Source organism: Chromohalobacter beijerinckii, assembly GCF_023061185.1.
In the GTDB taxonomy this organism is placed as follows: domain Bacteria; phylum Pseudomonadota; class Gammaproteobacteria; order Pseudomonadales; family Halomonadaceae; genus Chromohalobacter; species Chromohalobacter beijerinckii.
In genome coordinates, this window is the sequence record NZ_JAKGAK010000005.1 from 146,733 (window position 1) to 165,898 (window position 19,166).

A 19,166-nucleotide genomic window follows, 5' to 3' on the forward strand; every position below is an offset into this window, starting at 1 on the left:
TGCGCTCCTTTGTGGCAGGAGGCTATCTCTGAGAAGCAGGCCCGGCCTGCGCCCTTGTGGGAGGGAACTTGTTCCCGATGGAAGATGTTCATAGCCATATAGCATCCCAATGCGGGTAGCAGCCTATATCCTCTACCAACCCGGCCCGAAGCGGGTTGGCAACGATATAGCGAGCAACTGCCTGCCAGTCCTCTTCATCGCGTATCAAGTGATCATGGTAACCCTCTTCCCAGACCACGCCCTGCCGCGCTAAATACCGGTTTATGGACTGCGCCGAGCGTCCCTTGAAACGTTTCACGACGTGAGATAAAGGCTGTTTTTCGCCCAATGTAAAAAGCCAGTGGATATGATCGGGCATGACCACGAAGCATAGCGAAACCACGCACTGATCATCGTGTAGGGCTTTCATCGACCCTATGGCCACCCGGGCTAGCAGCCAATCGTTAAATAAGTACCTACGCTGATGGGTGCATGTCGTTATGTGATAAGCGTTACCCGTTAAGGAACGCCGACCTGCCCTCAGGGCTTTATAGCCTGGCTTGTGGCTATTAGGCATAATCGCTCGATGCTCGTTGTTGCGGCCTTGATGGTTGGCCGACCCACCGCACAATATATTATTTTTATAAAACAATATCTAATATATAAACTCCCATATCTCCCTTGGTGCCATCGTGGTCAAGGCCCCTTGTGGGAGGGAGCTTGTTCCCGATGGAGCCTCGAGCCACCCCATCGCGAATAAATTCGCTCCCACCAACCCCAGCTCTCATCAGATGCAGAAGTCTCTCTCTGAGAGACAGGCTCGGCCTGCGCTCCTTTGTGGCAGGAGGCTATCTTTGAGCGTCAGGCTCGGCCTGCGCTCCTTTATGGCAGGAGGCTATCTCTGAGAGACAGGCTCGGCCTGCGCTCCTTTGTGGCAGGAGGCTATCTCTGAGAGACAGGCTCGGCCTGCGCCCTTGTGGGAGGGAACTTGTTCCTGATGAAGCCTTGAGCCACCCCAGCGCGAATAAATTCGCTCCCACCAACCCCAGCTCTCATCAGATGCAGAAGTCTCTCTCTGAGAGTCAGGCTCAACCTGCGCTCCTTTGTGGCAGGAGGCTATCTTTGAGAGTCAGGCTCGGCCTGCGTCCTTGTGGGAGGGAACTTGTTCCCGATGGAGCCTCGAGCCACCCCATCGCGAATAAATTCGCTCCCCGACCCGCATTCTCCATCGAAAACCTCAGGTTTCCCCCAACAGCCGCAGGCTTTCCATGGGCGCTTGACGACGTACCTGGCGGGTCAGCAGATGACCGATGCCTCCAATGAGCAGCCCACCGCCCAAGGGCATCACGACCCATAGCGGCCAATGTAAGCGCGGCGGTAGATCGAACCACATCAGGTAGACACCCAGCGCCGCCGCTTCCGCCAGCAATGCGCCCAGCAGCCCGCTGGCAATGCCCAGCAGTGCGAATTCAGCACCTTGAATCTGTGCGATCATCCGGTCGCCGGCGCCGAACACACGCAGCAAGGCGCTTTCGTGCGCGCGCATCGGGCGGCTTGCGGTGAGCGCGGCGTAAAGCACGCTGATGCCTGCAAGTAATACGAATACCAGCACCAATTCGATGGCACGCGTCACTTGCCCCAGCAATTCGCGGACTTGCTCGAGAATCGCGTCGACATTGAGCAGCGAGACGCCGGGATAGCGCGATACCAGCTTACCGATGACCGTCTGGCGCTCATCTTCCAGGTGAAACGCCGTGATATAGCTGTGGCTGAAGCGCTCAAGCGTCCTCGGAGGAAAGATCACGAAGAAGTTGGGCCGGAAGCTTTCCCAGTCGAGGCTGCGCAGGCTGGTGACGCGTCCCTCGACCGTTTCGCCGCCGATATCGAAGCGCAGCACCTCACCAAGCGTCACGTCTAGGCGCTCGGCCAGCTCCTGTTCCATGGAGATCGGCACCGGGCGGCCGTCTTCGGCAGGCGCGTCCGCATCGAACCATTCGCCGGCGACGATGCGATTGCCCTCAGGCAATGTCTCGCGCCAGGTCAGATTGAGCTCGCGGCGCAGCACGTTGGCGTCGCGTTGCTCGGCCGGGACTGCGTCCTCGGCGGCGTCGCCATCGATGGCCACCAACCGTCCGCGCACGATGGGATACAGGGCACTGCGTGTATCGCTGGCGCCCTCGACGATCTCGCGGAAGCCTTCGCGCTCGGCCGGTTGGATATTGATGGCAAAGTAGTTGGGCGTATCCTCGGGCAATTGCGATTCCCAGGCCGTCACCAGATCGCCGCGCACCAAAACAATGATCGCCATGGCAGCAAAGGTGACCGAAAAGGCCAGCAACTGTCCCAAGCTGGCATGCCGGCGGCGGGCCAATTGTCGCGCACCGAGACGCCAAGCGTGCCGCGCGCCGTGGCGGCGCTCGCCAGCGACGCCTCGCACCAGTCGCAGTAGCCCCGAGAGTAGCCCGTGGCCCAATAACCACAAGGCCGCCAGCGCCAGTTCGCCGCCGATCAAAAGCCCCAGCGAGAGCGTGAAATCGCCCGAATACAACCACAGCAAGGCGCCGAAAACCCCACTGGCGATGACCACCACGGCCCAGCCGGCCATGGGTACAGGGTCGAGTTCTCGCCGTAGCACCTTGAGCGCGCTCACACGCTTGAGACGCAACAGGGTGGGACCGGCGAAGCCGATGAGCACCGCCAGCGCGGTCAGCACCCCCATCAATAGCGGCAATGGTCCCGGCGGCGGCAGTTCGAGTGGCAAGAAATTCGTCAGAATCACCAGCAAGCCAGCCTGTCCCAGCAGACCCAGGAGCGCCCCCACTACCGCAGCCGCCAATGCCAGCCAGGCGAGCTGCAGGACAAACAATGTCACCAGTTGTCGCTGAGAAGCACCGAAACAGCGCAACAATGCCGCAGTATCCAAATGGCGATCGACATAGCGACGTGTGGCCATAGCCACCGCCACTCCCGCCAGCAAAACTGCCGCCAGTCCCGATAGGCTCAGGTAGCGCTGGGCGCGATCCAGTGCACCGCCCAGTCGAGGACGATCCTCGCGCACGTCGCGTACTTCGACACCGTTATCGCGCAGGCTCTCCAGACGCGACTCCACACGCGCCACCGCTTCGGGCGGTCCCTTGGCCAACAGTTCGTATTCGAGCCGCGAGCCAGGCTGCACCAGGTCCGTCGCCGCCAGGTCATCGCGATGCATCATCACCCGCGGATTGAAGGCCGAAAATCCTGCGCTCTGATCCGGCTCGCGCTCGATCAAGCCACTCACGGTGAGCGTGCTGTCGCCTATCGCGAGCGTGTCACCGATGTCGAGTTCCATCAGGCGCGCCAGACGCGGCGCCACCCACACGCTACCGGGCACAGGGCCGTGAGCCAGCCTCTCCAGGCCCTTGCCGCGGTCGACGCGCACTTGCCCATACAACGGATAAGCGGCGTCAACGACCTTGAGGCTGGCCGGTTGGAAGGCATCGTCGCGACTGACCATCGAGATCAGGTCGACTTGCTGCGAGAGCGTCAGCCCGGCATCGCGCAGCGTCTGGCGAAGCTCCTCGGAGAAGGGGTCACCTTGCTCGAGCACCAGGTCGCCACCCATCAGTTGTCCGGCCTGTCGGGTCAGCCCCCGGTCGAGACGATCGAGGAAGAAGCCGATCATCGTCGAGGCCGCCACCGCCAACGCCAGCGCCACGAACAGCGCCCGCACATCGGCGGCACGAAGATCTCGCCACAATCCCTTGAGCGATAGCGAGAAGGCCTTCACGAAGCCACCTCGTCGTGGCTCATGGCCTGCAGACGCCCTTCCTCAAGGCGCAGACAATGTCCGCAGCGGCGCGCCAGGGCATGATCGTGCGTGACCAAGATCAGGGTCGTGCCCATTTCCCGGTTGAGTTCGAACAACAAGTCGATGATATGCGCCCCCGTGGCTCGGTCGAGGTTGCCGGTGGGCTCGTCAGCGAAGACCAGCCTAGGATGGCTGACGAAGGCGCGCGCGACCGCCACACGTTGTTGTTCACCGCCAGAGAGCTGTTTGGGCAGATGGTCAAGCCGCTCGCCGAGCCCGACCCGTGTCAACCAGGCGCGCGCTCGCTGCTCGTCATCGCCCGAGGGCGCAAGCTCTTGAGGCAGCAGGACGTTTTCCAGCGCCGTCAGAGTCGGCAGGAGTTGAAAATTCTGAAACACGAACCCGACTTGCCCGGCACGCAGCCGCGCCCGGCCGTCTTCATCCAGGACATTCAGCGATTCACCGAATAACTGAATATCGCCTTCACTAGGCGTATCCAACCCCGCCAGCAAGCCCAGCAAGGTCGATTTGCCCGATCCGGAGCTACCCAGAATAGCCACGCTCTCACCGCCATGGACGTCCAACGCCAAGTCGTCGAGAATCGTCAGTACTCGCTCACCGCTACGTACGCGCTGCGCGACGTGACTTGCGTGTAAAATGGGAGCTTTCGCTTCACTCAAGGAGTCGTCGGACATGCGTGATAATTCCTCTTCCTGGATACGCAGAGGCATGCGCGTCCTGATGGTCGCCGTGTTGTGCTTCGCTGCAGGACATGCCGTGAATGCCCGCGCCGATACCTTGCTCGTGGTCGGCGATAGCCTGAGTGCGGCCCACGGTATCGAGAGCGACACCGGCTGGGTCAACTTGCTTCGACAGCGCCTGGGCAGTCAACACCGAGTAATCAATGCCAGCATCAGTGGCGACACCACCTCGAGCGGCGCGGCACGCCTGCCGGAGCTACTCAAGCGTCACTCTCCGGACATCGTGCTGCTCGAACTAGGCGGTAACGACGGCCTGCGCGGGCTTTCACCGCAACAGATGAAGCTCAATTTGCGTGACATGATCGAAAAAAGCCAGGCAGCCGACGCGCGCGTACTGCTGCTGGGCATCGAAATACCGCCCAATTATGGCGCCTCTTACACTGATGCCTTTCGCGGCGTCTTCCGGCAGCTCAGTGAAGAATACGACGTCCCCCTGGTGCCCTTCATTCTCGATGGCGTCGCCTTGCAAGACGCCATGATGCAGGACGACGGCATACACCCCACCGCCGAGGCACAGCCCGTCATCCTCGACAATGTCTGGGAGGGCCTCGCGCCCATGCTGAAACGGGCCTCGACAACGACGAATGATTAGAGAGTCTCTTACATTAGCGCCGATGTCTCGCCTGCCCAGTTGATTTTACGCATATCAGCGATGACTATTTCACCCATGCTTAGCGTGCAGGGCTAATCGTCGACAAGGAGATCCCCGATGAGTGACATGGACACCGCGCTGGTGGCCGCCTACCGGCTGAACGGCCAAGGTGGCGGCGAATTATTGAGCGTAAGCGAGTTGCAGGCCGCCTGGGCCAGCGATGAGGCCCCCGTATGGATGCATCTCGACTTTCGCCATGACGATGTCGCGACCTATCTCAACGACTTGGCCGAGCTCGACGAGACAGTGGTCGAGGCATTGCTCGAGGAAGACACGCGTCCGCGCGTCGCCAAGTTCGGACGCGGCATCGTCACCACGCTGCGTGGCGTCAACCACAACCCTGGCGCCGCCATGGACGACATGATTTCGCTGCGCGTGTGGATGACGCCCAAGCGCATGATTACGCTGCGTCGTCGTCCGTTGAAAGCCGCCAGCGATGTCCGTGAACGCCTGGATGCCGGCGACGGCGCACTATCGGTGCCCGATCTGCTCGCCTGGCTGGTCGAGGCGCTGGTGGATCAGGTCGGTGACTATTCCCACCAACTCGATAATGCCCTCGGCGAGCTCGAAGAATTGCAACTTGCCAAGGGCGATGTCGACGCCGATGACCTTACCCGGCTACGCCGCCCTTTCATCACCCTGCGGCGCTTCATGGGGCCGCAGCGCGACTGTCTCTCGCAGCTTTCCCAGAGCCCGCAATGGCTCGATGAATCGACTCAAGTCTCGTTGCGCGAGAATGCCAACCAGCTCTCGCGCTATGTCGAGGATTTCAGCGCCATGCAGGAGCGCGCGCTGATCCTCCAGGAACAGATCTGGAGCGAGCACAACGAGCAGCTCAACCAGCGCATGTACATGCTGGCCATCATCACCACCGTTTTCCTGCCCTTGAGCTTCCTGACCGGACTACTGGGCATCAACGTGGGCGGCATTCCTGGGGCCGACAGTCCTTATGGTTTCTCCGTCTTTATCACGCTCACCTTGGTGATGGGGCTAGGCGTGATGTGGCTGCTCAAGCGCAAGCATTGGTGGTGACGCCGAGACGGCTTCACCACAACCTCATCGGGAACAAGTTCCCTCCCACATCGGACCATTGCCACCCGAGCTTGTTTTCGTGGGAGCGAATTTATTCGCGATCGAGAGCGGCTAAAGCTATCGGGAACAAGTTCCCTCCCACATCAGGCCATCGCCACCCAACTTGGTTTTCGTGGGAGCGAATTTATTCGCGATCGAGAGCGGCTAAAGCTATCGGGAACAAGTTCCCTCCCACATCAGGCCATCGCCACCCAACTTGGTTTTCGTGGGAGCGAATTTATTCGCGATAAACCCCAGTATTACCCAGGCTTATCGGTCGGTGTGCCCCAAGTCTCGCTCGGGGTCGAGCCGGTCGCGCACCTGCTGCTTGAGCCATTTGATATCGGGGAAGCCGCCGTCGCGCTTGCGCTCCCAGATCACGTCGTCGTTATCGTAGACGATCTCGAAATGGCCGCCGTGGCTTGGCGCCAGCGCAACTTGATCGAGATCTTCACCGAAAGTCTGTAGCAGTTCCTGGGCATACCATCCGACCCGTAACAACCAGTGACATTGCGTGCAATAATGGATGCGAATGCGGGACATGGCGAGCGCGCCTCCGACGGTGGATAAAACGGCATGATGCGGTGACCGTGCCCCTCGGACAAGTCAGACAATCGTGCCAACCAGTCAGCAAGGACATAACGTAAGGACATACAACGCATGAGTGATCGTGCCTCTTCCCTGACGCGGCTCTACGAGCGCTTGACCGGCGACGAAGACAGCCGGCTATGCAAGGACATTTCCGACGCCGCCTGCCAAGAGCAGCCTGGCAACTTCCTGCGCCACTTACTGGCCTCGCTGGGCAACAAGCTCGCCGATGAGCTTTCCAGCGCCCGCCTGGTATTGCCATGGCTGCTAGGCGCTCTTGGCGCGCCAGTATGGATGGTGGGCTTTCTGGTCCCGATCCGCGAGGCCGGCGCCCTGCTTCCGCAAGTGTTCGTCGCCGGCTACATCCGCCTCAAATCGATTCGCAAGGGCGTGTGGGTCACCGGGGGCATCGTGCAAGCGTTCGCGGCGCTGATCATGGCCATCATGGCGCTATTCGGCCAAGGCGCCTGGGGCGGGGCTATCATTCTCGCAGCCTTGGTGGTGCTGTCGCTCGGCCGCGGGCTCTCGTCGATCGCCACCAAGGACGTGCTGGGCAAGACGATTTCCAAACAACGCCGTGGCACGCTCATGGGATGGAGCGGTAGCGCCGCTGGCGCCATCACACTGGCCGTGGGCGCTGTACTGATGCTGTTCGGCGATCGACCGGGCCAGGTCGCACTGGCCATCCTCTTGCTCATCGCCACGCTCGGCTGGGCGCTTAATGCTCTCTTGGCATCACGCATCAAGGAAGCGCCCGGCGCCACCGAAGGCGGGAAGAATATCTGGAGCAGCCTCGGCGAAGGCCTGCGCCTGCTGCGTACCGACCGACACTTCCTGCACTTCAACATGGCGCGGGCACTGCTGCTCTCCAGTGCGTTGGCGCTGCCCTATATCGCCTTGCTGGGACAACAACGAAGCGGCTCCAACCTCGGTGGCCTGGGCATCATGATCCTGGTGTCGGGCCTGGCGGGCATGCTGGCCAGCCCTATATGGGGCAAGCTTGCAGACCGTTCCAGCCGCAAGGTGATGCGCGACAGCGCCGTGATTGCAGCATTGTGCTGCGCGGTGGCAGCATTGATTGCTTGGTTGCCTGGCGCGTGGAGCGACAGCGTGTGGCCATACGCGCTAGTGTACGCCTTGCTCGTCATCGCCCATGCTGGCGTACGCCTGGGCCGCAAGACCTATGTGGTCGACATGGCGGGTAGCGAAAAGCGCGCCTTGTATGTCGCGCTTTCCAATACCTTCACGGGGATTCTCATGTTGTTGGTGGGCGGGCTACTGGGCGCCATCGCGCACTTCACCGGCAGCGCTGGACTATTGCTGGTGCTGGCGGTGTGCGCTCTTGGTGCGGCAGCCTCCAGCCAGCGCTTGCCGGAAGTCGAGATGTAATACGTCGCGTTGAAATCCACCCCCGGCATGGCCATGATGAGTGCATGACAGTCCCAAGGAACGCAGAGACAATGAAACGACCTCCCATGATCAGCCCGGCGCTACTGGAACGTATTGTCAACGCGTCAGACGATGGCATCGTGGTGGCCGAACAGGAAGGCGACGAAACCATCCTGATCTATGTCAACCAAGGCTTCGAACGACTCACCGGCTACAGTGCCGACGAGATCCTCTACCGCGACTGCCGCTTCCTTCAGAACGACGACCGCGACCAGCCCCAGTTGGATAACATTCGTCAGGCGATTCGCGAAGGACAACCCTGCCAGGAGGTCTTGCGCAACTACCGCAAGGATGGCTCGATGTTCTGGAACGAGCTCTCGATCACGCCTGTCTACGACGATGAAGACCAGCTAACCTACTTCGTCGGCGTGCAAAAGGATATCACCGAGCGGGTCGAAGCAATGCAGGAACTCAAGCGCCTGCGCGCCGAGCGCGGGCAGGCCTGATAGGAAGTTTCAAGCAAGGGGGCGCGCGGCGAGTAGACGCGATTTCATCGCGCTAGCCTTTACGCCACGCCCCCTCTATCATCGTTACTTGTGATCCATTTCCCAACCAAACCGGAATTCCATGGCGCAATACGTCTATACCATGAATCGGGTGGGCAAGATCGTCCCGCCCAAGCATGAAATCCTCAAGGATATTTCGCTTTCCTTCTTCCCTGGCGCGAAGATCGGCGTGCTCGGCCTCAACGGCGCGGGTAAATCCACGCTGTTACGGATCATGGCCGGTGTGGACAAGGAATATAACGGCGAAGCACGCCCCATGCCGGGCATCAATATCGGCTATCTGCCGCAGGAGCCCGAGCTCGACGACGACAAGAACGTCCGCGAGACGGTCGAAGAAGCCTTGAGCGAGATCAAGGACGCCCAAGAAAAGCTCGAGGCGGTGTATGTCGCCTATGCCGAGCCGGATGCCGATTTCGACGCCCTGGCTGCCGAGCAGGCACGTCTTGAGGATCTGATCGAGGCTGCCGATGCGCACAACATCGAGCGCAAGCTGGAAGTCGCCGCCGAGGCTCTACGTCTACCGCCCTGGGAAGCCAAGGTCGGTAATCTCTCCGGGGGCGAGCGCCGCCGCGTGGCATTGTGTCGTCTACTGCTCTCGAGCCCCGACATGCTGCTGCTCGATGAGCCGACCAACCACCTCGACGCCGAATCGGTGGCCTGGCTGGAACGTTATCTGCACGACTATAGCGGAACCGTGGTGGCGATTACCCACGACCGCTACTTCCTCGACAACGTGGCCGGCTGGATTCTCGAGTTGGACCGCGGCCAGGGCATTCCCTTCGAGGGCAACTATTCGCAGTGGCTTGAGTCGAAGGAAAAACGCCTCGAGCAGGAAGCCAAGCAGGAGGCCTCCAAGAACAAGGCGATCAAGCAAGAGCTCGAGTGGGTACGCAGCAACGCCAAGGGGCGTCAGGCCAAGAGCAAAGCGCGCCTGAATCGCTTCGAGGAAATGCAATCGGGCGATTTCCAGAAGCGCAACGAAACCAACGAGATCTACATTCCGCCCGGGCCGCGCCTCGGCGACAAGGTCATCGAGTTCCATGACGTGGCCAAGCGCTTCGACGACAAGCTGCTGTTCGAGAACCTCTCATTCCAGCTGCCCAAGGGTGCCATCGTAGGCATCGTCGGCGGTAATGGCGCCGGCAAGTCCACACTGTTCAAGCTGATCGCCGGCATGGAACAGCCCGACAGCGGCGAGGTCGTTATCGGCGAGACCGTGGACATCGCCTACGTGGAGCAGCTACGCGATCATCTCGACGACAAACAGACTGTCTGGGAAGCGGTATCCGACGGTCAGGACATGATCAGCATCAATGGCTACGAGATGTCTTCACGTGCCTACGTGGGGCGTTTCAACTTCAAGGGCAACGATCAGCAAAAACGCCTATCGGAGCTCTCGGGGGGCGAGCGCGGTCGCTTGCAACTGGCACAGACCCTCAAGCAAGGCGCCAATGTCCTGCTGCTCGACGAACCGTCCAACGATCTCGACATCGAGACGCTGCGTGCCTTGGAAGAAGCGCTGCTCGCCTTCCCTGGCTGTGCGCTGGTCATCTCACACGACCGCTGGTTCCTCGACCGTATCGCGACCCATATCCTCGCCTACGAGGGTGAGTCCCGTGTGGAGTTTTTCGAGGGCAATTATAGCGAGTACGAGGAAGACTACCGCCAGCGCGTGGGCAGCGACACGCCCAAGCGCATGAAGTACAAGCGCATCGATGCCTGACCGGCTTCGCCGGAGACGTAAGAACGCCCGCTTCGCGGGCTGAAGCTTGAAGAATACCCCACAACCGCCAGGTTCGTGGGGTATTCTTATAACGTCCCTCTTCCAAACGCGAAGCTCCGCTCTTCCAGCTTGAAGCGCCGTTTCAGTAGAGCTTCGGCTCGCCTCGCGGGCGCGTCTTGAAGCGCCGATGCAGCCATAGATACTGCTCGGGGTGGCGACGAATGGCGTCTTCGATGAGACCGTTGATACGTGTGGCATCGGCAACATCGTCCCCGCTCGGAAAATTTTCCAGCGCAGGCAGGTATTCCAACGTGTACGTCTCATCACCGGGGTTGCGATGAAAAATCAATGGCATCACCGGCGCCCCCGTCATACGGGCAATCTTCGCCGTCAATTTGAGTGTCGCAGCCTCGACCCCGAAAAAGGGTGCGAAGACGCTGGCATCACGGCCGAAATCCTGATCCGGCGAATACCACACGGCGTGCCCTTCCTTGATACGACGCACCACACCGCGCAGGTCATGGCGATCGATGGCACGCCCGAAAATACGCCGTCGTGCACGCGTCATGAAGCGCTCGAATAGCGGATTGTCATGCGCCCGGTAGACGACGTCCGCAGGAAAGAACAGCGAATGCAACGCACCGCCGAGGTCGAGGGTCGAGAAATGCACCCCAATGATTAACGCCCCTTTGCCCTGCGCCAAGGCTTGAGTCATGTGCTCTTCGCCCTTGAAAGTCACGCGATGGCGCAAATGCTCGGGATCACGGCACCAGCCAGTAGCAGTCTCGAGAATGCCCTTGCCGTTGGCGATGAAGGTCTCACGTACCAGCCGAGACCGCTCCTCCTCGCTCAACTCTGGAAAGCATAACGCCAGATTGGTCTCGGTAATGCGTCGGCGACTGCGCGCGAAGCGCCAGGCACACAGGCCGATGAGGCGCCCTACCGCCATTTTGAGGCGCCAGGGCAACCAGGCACCGAGACGCATCAGTCCGATGGCCAGCCAGGTGGGCCAATAGCGGGGATGGGCGAAATTATCAGGCAATACGTGCTTGGCCATATCTCTCTCGAGGCATCGAAACGCCGCTCATTGTAGCGGATTTTTACACTGTGTCGGCCACCCGATAGCGACGTGGCACGCGGGGCAAGACCCCGGTCATCAGCGTATAGCTGATGGTATCGCAGTGACGCGCCACTTCATCAATGGACAGCCCTTCACCCCACAGCACGACCTGGCTGCCGATGTGCGCCTCGGGCACCTCAGTGAGATCGACCGTCAGCATGTCCATGGACACCTTGCCGGCCAATGGCACGCGCCGGCCCTCGACGAGCACCGGTGTGCCATCCCCTGCGTGGCGATCGTAACCATCGCCGTAGCCACACGCGACCACGCCAATGCGTGAGGGGCGTGGTGCCCGCCAACGCCCACCGTAGCCGACCGCTTCCCCCGTCTCCAATTCACGCACCGCGATGACCTCAGATCGCAATGTCATCACTGGCTTGAGGGCGCGACTCGCATCGTTGGCACCTTCCAGCGGATCACTGCCATAGAGCATGACGCCCGGACGTGTCCATTCACCGTGCGTCTGCGGCCAGGCCAACGTGGCCGGCGAATTGGCGAGGCAGACCGGCGCCTCGAGCCGCTCGCGCAGCGCCTCGACACACGCCAGCTGGCGGCGAAAATACGCAGGATCGAGCGCGTCGGCGGTGGCGAAATGCGTCATCAGGTGCAGGTCGGTGGTCTGAGCCGGCGCCGCCTTCAGACGCTGCCAGCGCGCCACGAAAGCCTCCGGCGCGAACCCCAGGCGATGCATGCCGGAATCCAGCTTTAGCCAGGTCGGAATCGGCGCCTGAGGCTGAAACGCCAGCAAGGCGTCGAGCTGCCAATCGCTGTGTACGGCGACCCAGAGCCGATGTGCGTCGATGAGCAGCAATTCCTCGGCGTCGAAGAATCCCTCTAGCAGCATGATCGGCTGCGCGATACCCGCCTCACGCAGCGCAACCGCTTCCTCGATACTCGCGACGGCAAACGCGGGGGCAACATCGGCCAGGGCATTGGCACACTCTACCGCCCCATGACCGTAAGCACCCGCTTTGAGGACCGCGATGGCACGGCTGTGCGGTGCTTGATCGCAGGCAAGACGATAATTGTGGCGCAAGGCGCCCAGGTCGATGTCGGCGATCAGCGGCCGAGACATGGCAAACGTTCCTTCTGACAAGGCAATAACGGGCACCTTATTCTACCTCGCCTACACGAAGTGGTGCGCGGCACGACGCAAAACGCCGCACCCCAAGGTGCGGCGTAACGAATGGCGTTTATCGAACTTGCGTCAAGGCGCAGAGGACTGCTCCATCGTGGGCCGCTCGCCGATATCTTCCATCTGGCTCATGCCACCATCCTCGGGCAGACGCAGCGTCACTGTCTCGGTCTCCCGCAGCCACTGGTTGAGATCGCGAATCACGTCTTGATCGAGTACCCCAGCCTGTTGGCGCAGTTCTACCATGTCGGTCACGTAGGTATAACGCGCATCGGCATAATCGGAAACCGCCTGATACAAGGCCTGCTCGGCGTCGAGCACATCGACGATATTGCGGGTCCCCACCTCGTAGCCGGAACGCGTCGCTTCCAGTGCGCTACGGTTGGAGACGATCGCCTGCCGCTGGGCCTCGACGCTTTCGACATCGTTCATGACCTGCGTGAACAGCGAGCGTACCTGCTGTGTGGTGTCGCGACGCTGGGCCTCGAAATCATACTGTGTCGCCTCCAGCGTGTAGGTCTGCTGACGCACCTGAGCGCTGGTCGTCCCGCCACGGTAGATTGGCAATTTAGCTTTCAGCCCCACTTCAGTTTTCCCGTTGTGGCCGTCTAGATAGTCCTGGTCGCTATCCGAATAATTATAGTTGGCGAAGGCCGAGAGCGTCGGCTTATGGCCGGCTTCCGCCTGCTCAACTTCCGCCTGAGACACATCCACCGCGGCCTGTGCCGCCTGCACGTTGGGATTATTGGCGATTGCCATCTGAATCCAGTTATCGCGCCCCGCCGGCTCGGGAGACTCGATGGGAATATCGTCCGACAAGGCATCGATGCTGTCGTAACGCTTGCCGGTCAGGCGTTCCAGCGCCTCGAAACTGACCTGTAGGTCGTTTTCAGCGGAAATACGCTGGGAGCGGGCTAGATCGTAAGACGCCTGCGCCTCGTTGACATCGGTGGTCGCCACTAGCCCGACATCGAATTGCTCCTGCGCTTGGTCGAGCTGACGCTTGATGGCTTTCTCTTGGGAAATACTCGCCTCGAGCACGTCATGGGCGCGCAAGATCTCGAAATACGCCGAGGCGACATCATAGAGCAACTGCTGGCGGTCGGCTTGAAGCAAAAGCGCTTGCTGACCAGTCTCGCGTTTGGCGATTTCAAGCTCAGCCCAGCTCGTGGCGTCGTACAACGCCTGGGTCAATTCAATACCGGCGCTGGTGGAGTTATAGCTACTTTCGGAACCCGTCCCAGTGCCTCCCGTTCCGGCACCTCCCAAAGCACTCGATGAACTCTGGCTTTCCAGCGTGTTGTTGTGCGCGACCTGCGCGGTCGCATCGATTTGCGGCAACAAGCTGCCACGCGCCACATCACGTCCGGCCTCGACACTCTGGAAAGTCGACCGCGAGGCCCCCAGAGTGGAATTGTTCTGCAGGGCGTCCTGCGTAATGGTCCACAAATCGGCGGCGTGCGCCTGAGAGGTAACAGCGGCGGCGATCAACACCGGCAATAAACGCAGCCGAAATTTCGGCGATGACGGCTCTCGAGAGGACATCGGCTTGGGTTCCTTTCTTTTGAAGCATGCTCTTTTGACGAACGTGCTTTTGACTGACTTGCTTTTCACTGATTTTCTCGGGGCGAGCTGATTACGGGCTCGACGACCGGCAGTGTCACCGCCAACAGGGGTATCGGGGTTACATACAATGCCGCATGTATTGCCTCAAATCAATGTATCAGGCAAATAAGCAAGTACCAAGGATAGCGTGGAAAGCGCGTCATTGCCGTGACAGAACGGTGGCATGACAAGCCATACGGCTCATCATGCCTGGTGCGCGTCATTCGAAAATCGAGTCCAGCGACAATCCTTGCTTCTCCAGTACCCGGCGCAATTTTTTCAACGCCTCGACCTGAATCTGGCGCACCCGCTCACGCGTCAGACCGATTTCCGCCCCGACATCTTCGAGGGTCGCTGCTTCATGCCCGCGCAAACCGAAACGACGCACGACGACTTCCATCTGTTTCTCGGTCAACTCCGCCAACCAGTCGTCGACGTGCTGCTTGACATCGTTGCCGACCAGCAACGACTCGGGACCGGCTTCATTTTCATCCGCAAGCGTGTCGATCAAGGGTTTATCGCTCTCGCCGCCCATCGGATAGTCGACCGACGACACGCGCTCGTTGAGTCCGAGCATCTTCTTGACGGTGCCGACCGGCTTGTCCAGAAAGTCGGCGATTTCCTCGGCCGTGGCTTCATGGTCGAGTCGCTGAGTCAGCTCGCGCGCAGCCCGTAGGTATATGTTGAGTTCCTTGACCACATGAATGGGCAGGCGAATCGTGCGCGTCTGATTCATCAGCGCCCGCTCGATGGTCTGACGAATCCACCAAGTCGCATAGGTCGAGAAGCGAAAGCCCCGTTCGGGGTCAAACTTTTCCACGGCACGGATCAGGCCCAGGTTGCCTTCCTCGATTAGATCGAGCAGTGACAAACCCCGGTTGAGATAGCGTCTGGCGATCTTGACCACCAGACGCAGATTGGACTCGATCATGCGCTGGCGCCCAGCGGGATCGCCCTTCTGGGCCAGGCGCCCATAGTGAACTTCTTCTTCGGGGGTCAAAAGCGGCGAAAAGCCGATTTCATTGAGGTAGATCTGTGTTGCGTCGAGGCTTTGATGGTAACTTTTTTCGTCACGATTCAGCGCTTTCTCGAACGCATCGTCATCCTTGTCGCTAGCGACCTCGACGGCATCGACGTCCACTTCGTTGTCAACGTCATCGAGGTCCACACCCTGAATATCCCGCTCCAGCATGCTCATATCCTATACCCCACTTTACTGCTGCCGATTTGATAACCACGGCCGGGGCGTGCGAGCCATCGGCCATGGCGGACTACCCGTTTATTGTTGTGCGCATGTTCAGGGTCTGAGTCCTACCGTGCTCAACGCGACGGCAAGTACTCCATTGGGTCTTGAGGCTGGCCGTCCTGGCGCACCTCGAAATGCAGCTTGACGCGATCGGCATCGGTATCGCCCATGGTGGCAATGACCTCTCCTGCTTCGACGACATCGTTTTCCTCCACGCGCAACGTATCGTTATGCGCGTAAGCACTCAGGAAATGGTCGTTATGCTTGAGAATGATGAGGTTGCCATATCCGCGGACGCCACTGCCGGCATACACCACGATGCCCGGACCCGCTGCCTTGACAGGTTGCCCCTTTTCACCAGCGATATCAATGCCAGCCGTCACGGTAGAATTGTCATCGAAATCGTTGACGACATTGCCCTCGGTGGGCCACTGCCAAGCCACATTTTCGACTGGCTGGTACTTGCGTTGCGAGCGGTCGGCCGTCGTGTCGCTTTCACCCGCAACGCGCGTGCCGGCTTCGCCGGTGGGCTCGGAGGGTTCGTCGTCTCTCGCCCGGTCGTCTGTGCTCGTACTATCGGATTGCGCCTCCTGCGGTTCATCGCTAGCGGCTGCCCCACCCGAAGCATCGCTCTCGCCTTCGTCATCGCGCGCGGACTCGTCGGTCGCATCGTCTGCGTCATAGACAGGCCCCGGCGTGCCGCCTTCACTAGCCTCGGAAGCAGCGCCTACGGCCTGCGCATCGATGGACGCTATATCCAGGTCGCGGCCTTGCGACGACGCGCTATCCGCCGGCGCCAGCCAGTCATCGTCCTGAGCGCTATCGGTCGTCTCGGCGCCACCGCCCAACGGGGTTGCCACTGCGCCACTGGTCTCGTCGGACGCGTTACTTGACGCCGACCCGGCGTCGCCATCTGGGGTCAGACGTAGTGTTTGCCCCGGATCGAGGCGGTAGGGTGGCGTAATATCATTGAGTTGCGCCAAGTCACGGAAATCGAGATTGTTCTGCCAGGCAATGCCATACAAGGTGTCACCCGACTTGACGGTATACGAACTCGGCGGCTCGCTGTTACGGCTGACCGAGAGATCCTGCACCTGAGGTGCGCCGCCGGAGCTTGTGCACCCCGCCAGGCCCAACGCCACGAGTCCCAGCGCGGGCAATAGTCGACGAGAGTCAGACATGGGTTCGGTCCTCTTTAAACGGGGAAGGACTGCGTTCGCCGATGGCCATGACCAGCGCTAGACCAGCGATCATCAAGACGACCGCCATCAGCAATTGGGCCGGCTCACCGGTGATCACGCTATAGTCCGAAGGCATGAGATAGCGATAGTCGAGCGGCACGATCCGGTCGCCACTTGCCAGGCGGTAGCTGACCAGTTCGCGCCATGGCCAGAGCTGCGGTAACGAGCCGAGAATGAAGCCAACCAGGGTCAAGAGCGTTCCCAGTCGGTAGTGATGAAACAGCCACGACAGGACACGCGAGAATACCATCAAGCCGATGACACAGCCCGTGCCGAAGGTCGCAATCAAGGCCAGGTCGGCACTTTTGATGCCCTCCATCACCGTCCCGTAAAGCCCCATTACCAGTAGCAGGAAGCTTCCTGAGACACCTGGCAGAAGCATCGCACTGATGGCGATAGCCCCTCCCACCAACAATATCCATTGGCTGGCTTCGGTTGGCGCCGGTAATAGACTGGGCAGCCACAAAGCCACGCAGACGCCCAGAATCAAGGGAAAGATGTGCTGCCATTGCCAATGACCGACCTGTCGGCCCACGACGATGGCCGAGGCCAGCACCAGGCCGAAGAAAAAGGCATTGAGCAATAGCTGATGATGATCGAGCAGCCAGGTCACGAGATGCGCGACACTCACCAAGCTCGCCACGATACCTAGCATCAAGGGCAGCAGAAACGCCAGATTGAGATGTTCGGCGAGCCCCGACAGACCACCACGACGCCACGCTCCGAAGGCACGAGGGCCAAATTGCTTGATCGAATGGATCAACTCCTCGTAGATGCCGGTGATGAAGGCGATAGTACCGCCGGAAACGCCGGGCACCGCATCCGCGGCGCCCATCCCGGCGCCTTTGAAGAAAAGCGTCAAGTAACGCTTCATTGTATGACCCCTTCCAGTAGCGGTACGAATCTGACCCGCTCGAGCCGCGTGCGTTCGAAGGTGACGCCGCGACGCCGCACACGTGTCAGCCATTGGCGACCCGACTCATCCTCCAGTGGCGCGATCAGTTCCCCCCCGTCATCCAACTGAGACAACAACTCCTGAGGCAGCACGCTGGCGCAGGCCGTGAGCAGGATGACATCGAAGGGAGCCGCCTGAGGCCATCCATGCCCGCCGTCTTCGTGGCGCAGATGCACGTTATCGACGCCCAGCATGGATAAGCGAGAAGCAGCACGGCGATGCAACGCACCAATGCGCTCAATGCTCCACACAGACTCGACCAGACGCGCCAGAATCAACGTCTGATAGCCCGAGCCGGTCCCGATTTCCAATACGCGCCGCGGTTGCGCCGCCAACACCAACTCGGTCATGCGCGCCACGATCCACGGCTGAGAAAGCGTCTGCCCCTGCCCCAGCGGCAAGGCAGTATCTTCATAGGCGCGGTGCGCCAACGCCTCGTCGAGGAAAACGTGACGCGGCTCACGGGCCATGGTATCGAGCACTCGCGCATCACGAATACCGCTAGCCTGGAGCCGCCGTATCAAGCGATTGCGAGTACGCTGTGAGGTCATGCCGATACCACCGAGTCGGTGTGTATCGTGTGTGTCAGGAATTCGACAATGCATCCAGCCAGTTCCGTACGTCGTCTAACGCTGTATGGCGTGTAAGATCGGTCTGCAGGGGCGTAATCGACACGTATCCCGCTTCGATAGCCGCGAAATCGGTGTCCGCCCCATCATCGGCATTATCGCCGACGGCGGCAATCCAATAACGCTCGCGGCCGCGCGGATCTTGCACTCTTAGAGGTTGGGCCGCAGGACCGCGATATCCCATCCGCGTCACGCGTACTCCCTGAATATCTTCCCATGGCACGTCCGGCACATTGACGTTGAGCAGACTGCGCGGAGGCAATGACAGTGACTCCGCCGCTCCCACCAGCGTCGCCGCGACGCGCCCGGCCGTCTCGAAATAACGCTCGCCGCAAAGCGATACGGCAATCGCCGCCATGCCTAAGTTGCGCCCTTCCATGGCCGCGGCCACGGTGCCCGAATAAAGCACATCATCGCCCAGATTACCGCCATGATTGATGCCCGAAATCACTAGATCAGGCTTCTCGTCCCAGACTCCATTGACGCCCAGATACACGCAATCGGCCGGCGTGCCGTCGACTGAATAAAAGCCGTTGTCGAGGGCCGTCAGCGCCAGGGGGCGCGTCAGCGTCAGCGAGTTGCTGGCGCCGCTTTTATCACGGTCCGGTGCCACCACACGCAGGCGCCCATATGCCGAGAGCGCATCATGAAGCGCGCGTAGCCCCGGTGCATGAACGCCATCATCGTTGGATAACAGTAACTTGCGCATATCTATCCTC

At 60.5% G+C, this 19,166-nt stretch carries 17 protein-coding genes; 5 read left to right on the top strand and 12 right to left on the bottom strand.

Going from position 1 to position 19,166, the window contains the following annotated elements; genetic code table 11:
- Positions 1 to 88 precede the first annotated feature (88 nt).
- The 3 genes from L1075_RS06625 to L1075_RS06635 form a co-directional block, all read right to left on the bottom strand.
- Complete coding sequence (locus tag L1075_RS06625; protein WP_246940924.1) at positions 89 to 556, bottom strand: REP-associated tyrosine transposase; 468 nt, start codon at positions 554 to 556, stop codon at positions 89 to 91.
- A 660-nt stretch (positions 557 to 1,216) separates the two neighbouring features.
- Positions 1,217 to 3,745: an ABC transporter permease gene (locus tag L1075_RS06630; RefSeq protein ID WP_246940927.1), complete on the bottom strand. Its 2,529-nt coding sequence runs from the start codon at positions 3,743 to 3,745 to the stop codon at positions 1,217 to 1,219.
- The gene (locus L1075_RS06635; RefSeq protein WP_246940930.1) at positions 3,742 to 4,461 is read right to left on the bottom strand and encodes an ABC transporter ATP-binding protein; all 720 of its coding nucleotides are present in this window, start codon (positions 4,459 to 4,461) and stop codon (positions 3,742 to 3,744) included. The genes L1075_RS06630 and L1075_RS06635 overlap by 4 nt, the downstream gene beginning before the upstream one ends.
- Before the next feature lie 46 nt (positions 4,462 to 4,507).
- On the opposite strand from L1075_RS06635, the gene L1075_RS06640 reads away from it, so the two are divergent.
- The gene (locus tag L1075_RS06640; protein WP_246941000.1) at positions 4,508 to 5,119 is read left to right on the top strand and encodes an arylesterase; all 612 of its coding nucleotides are present in this window, start codon (positions 4,508 to 4,510) and stop codon (positions 5,117 to 5,119) included.
- Between the two features lie 117 nt (positions 5,120 to 5,236).
- Positions 5,237 to 6,211 carry a zinc transporter ZntB gene (locus L1075_RS06645; RefSeq protein WP_246940933.1) on the top strand — a complete coding sequence of 325 codons (975 nt, stop codon included), beginning with the start codon at positions 5,237 to 5,239 and terminating at the stop codon, positions 6,209 to 6,211.
- Positions 6,212 to 6,520: 309 nt separating this feature from the next.
- Here the strand turns inward: L1075_RS06645 and L1075_RS06650 are convergent, their stop codons facing one another.
- Entirely contained in the window at positions 6,521 to 6,793 is a 273-nt protein-coding gene (locus L1075_RS06650; RefSeq protein WP_246940936.1) for an Rdx family protein, read from the bottom strand.
- A gap of 117 nt (positions 6,794 to 6,910) precedes the next feature.
- Between L1075_RS06650 and L1075_RS06655 the strand changes: the two genes are divergently transcribed.
- From L1075_RS06655 to ettA, 3 genes are all read left to right on the top strand, one after another.
- Positions 6,911 to 8,227, top strand: coding sequence for an MFS transporter (locus L1075_RS06655; protein ID WP_246940939.1), 1,317 nt, complete (start codon positions 6,911 to 6,913; stop codon positions 8,225 to 8,227).
- A 71-nt stretch (positions 8,228 to 8,298) separates the two neighbouring features.
- Positions 8,299 to 8,733 (top strand): PAS domain S-box protein, encoded by a 435-nt coding sequence (locus L1075_RS06660; protein WP_246940941.1) that lies wholly within the window; start codon positions 8,299 to 8,301, stop codon positions 8,731 to 8,733.
- 121 nt (positions 8,734 to 8,854) lie between these two features.
- Positions 8,855 to 10,516 carry an energy-dependent translational throttle protein EttA gene (gene ettA, locus L1075_RS06665; RefSeq protein WP_246940943.1) on the top strand — a complete coding sequence of 554 codons (1,662 nt, stop codon included), beginning with the start codon at positions 8,855 to 8,857 and terminating at the stop codon, positions 10,514 to 10,516.
- A gap of 142 nt (positions 10,517 to 10,658) precedes the next feature.
- On the opposite strand, the gene lpxL is transcribed toward ettA, so the two are convergent.
- The 8 genes from lpxL to surE form a co-directional block, all read right to left on the bottom strand.
- Positions 10,659 to 11,573: an LpxL/LpxP family Kdo(2)-lipid IV(A) lauroyl/palmitoleoyl acyltransferase gene (gene lpxL / locus L1075_RS06670; protein WP_246894050.1), complete on the bottom strand. Its 915-nt coding sequence runs from the start codon at positions 11,571 to 11,573 to the stop codon at positions 10,659 to 10,661.
- A gap of 43 nt (positions 11,574 to 11,616) precedes the next feature.
- Positions 11,617 to 12,711: an alanine racemase gene (gene alr, locus L1075_RS06675; RefSeq protein WP_246940945.1), complete on the bottom strand. Its 1,095-nt coding sequence runs from the start codon at positions 12,709 to 12,711 to the stop codon at positions 11,617 to 11,619.
- Between the two features lie 132 nt (positions 12,712 to 12,843).
- On the bottom strand, positions 12,844 to 14,316 hold the full coding sequence (locus tag L1075_RS06680) for a TolC family outer membrane protein (protein WP_246940948.1): 1,473 nt from the start codon (positions 14,314 to 14,316) through the stop codon (positions 12,844 to 12,846).
- 280 nt (positions 14,317 to 14,596) lie between these two features.
- On the bottom strand, positions 14,597 to 15,574 hold the full coding sequence (gene rpoS, locus L1075_RS06685) for an RNA polymerase sigma factor RpoS (RefSeq protein ID WP_246940951.1): 978 nt from the start codon (positions 15,572 to 15,574) through the stop codon (positions 14,597 to 14,599).
- A 122-nt stretch (positions 15,575 to 15,696) separates the two neighbouring features.
- A complete protein-coding gene (locus L1075_RS06690; RefSeq protein WP_097021865.1) occupies positions 15,697 to 16,803 on the bottom strand; it encodes a peptidoglycan DD-metalloendopeptidase family protein in 1,107 nt (368 codons plus the stop codon).
- Positions 16,796 to 17,737: a DUF368 domain-containing protein gene (locus tag L1075_RS06695; RefSeq protein ID WP_097021866.1), complete on the bottom strand. Its 942-nt coding sequence runs from the start codon at positions 17,735 to 17,737 to the stop codon at positions 16,796 to 16,798. Before L1075_RS06695 ends, L1075_RS06690 begins: the two co-directional genes overlap by 8 nt.
- Positions 17,734 to 18,423 (bottom strand): protein-L-isoaspartate(D-aspartate) O-methyltransferase, encoded by a 690-nt coding sequence (locus L1075_RS06700; protein WP_097021867.1) that lies wholly within the window; start codon positions 18,421 to 18,423, stop codon positions 17,734 to 17,736. The genes L1075_RS06695 and L1075_RS06700 overlap by 4 nt, the downstream gene beginning before the upstream one ends.
- Positions 18,404 to 19,156, bottom strand: coding sequence for a 5'/3'-nucleotidase SurE (gene surE, locus L1075_RS06705; protein WP_246940954.1), 753 nt, complete (start codon positions 19,154 to 19,156; stop codon positions 18,404 to 18,406). Before surE ends, L1075_RS06700 begins: the two co-directional genes overlap by 20 nt.
- Positions 19,157 to 19,166 lie beyond the last annotated feature (10 nt).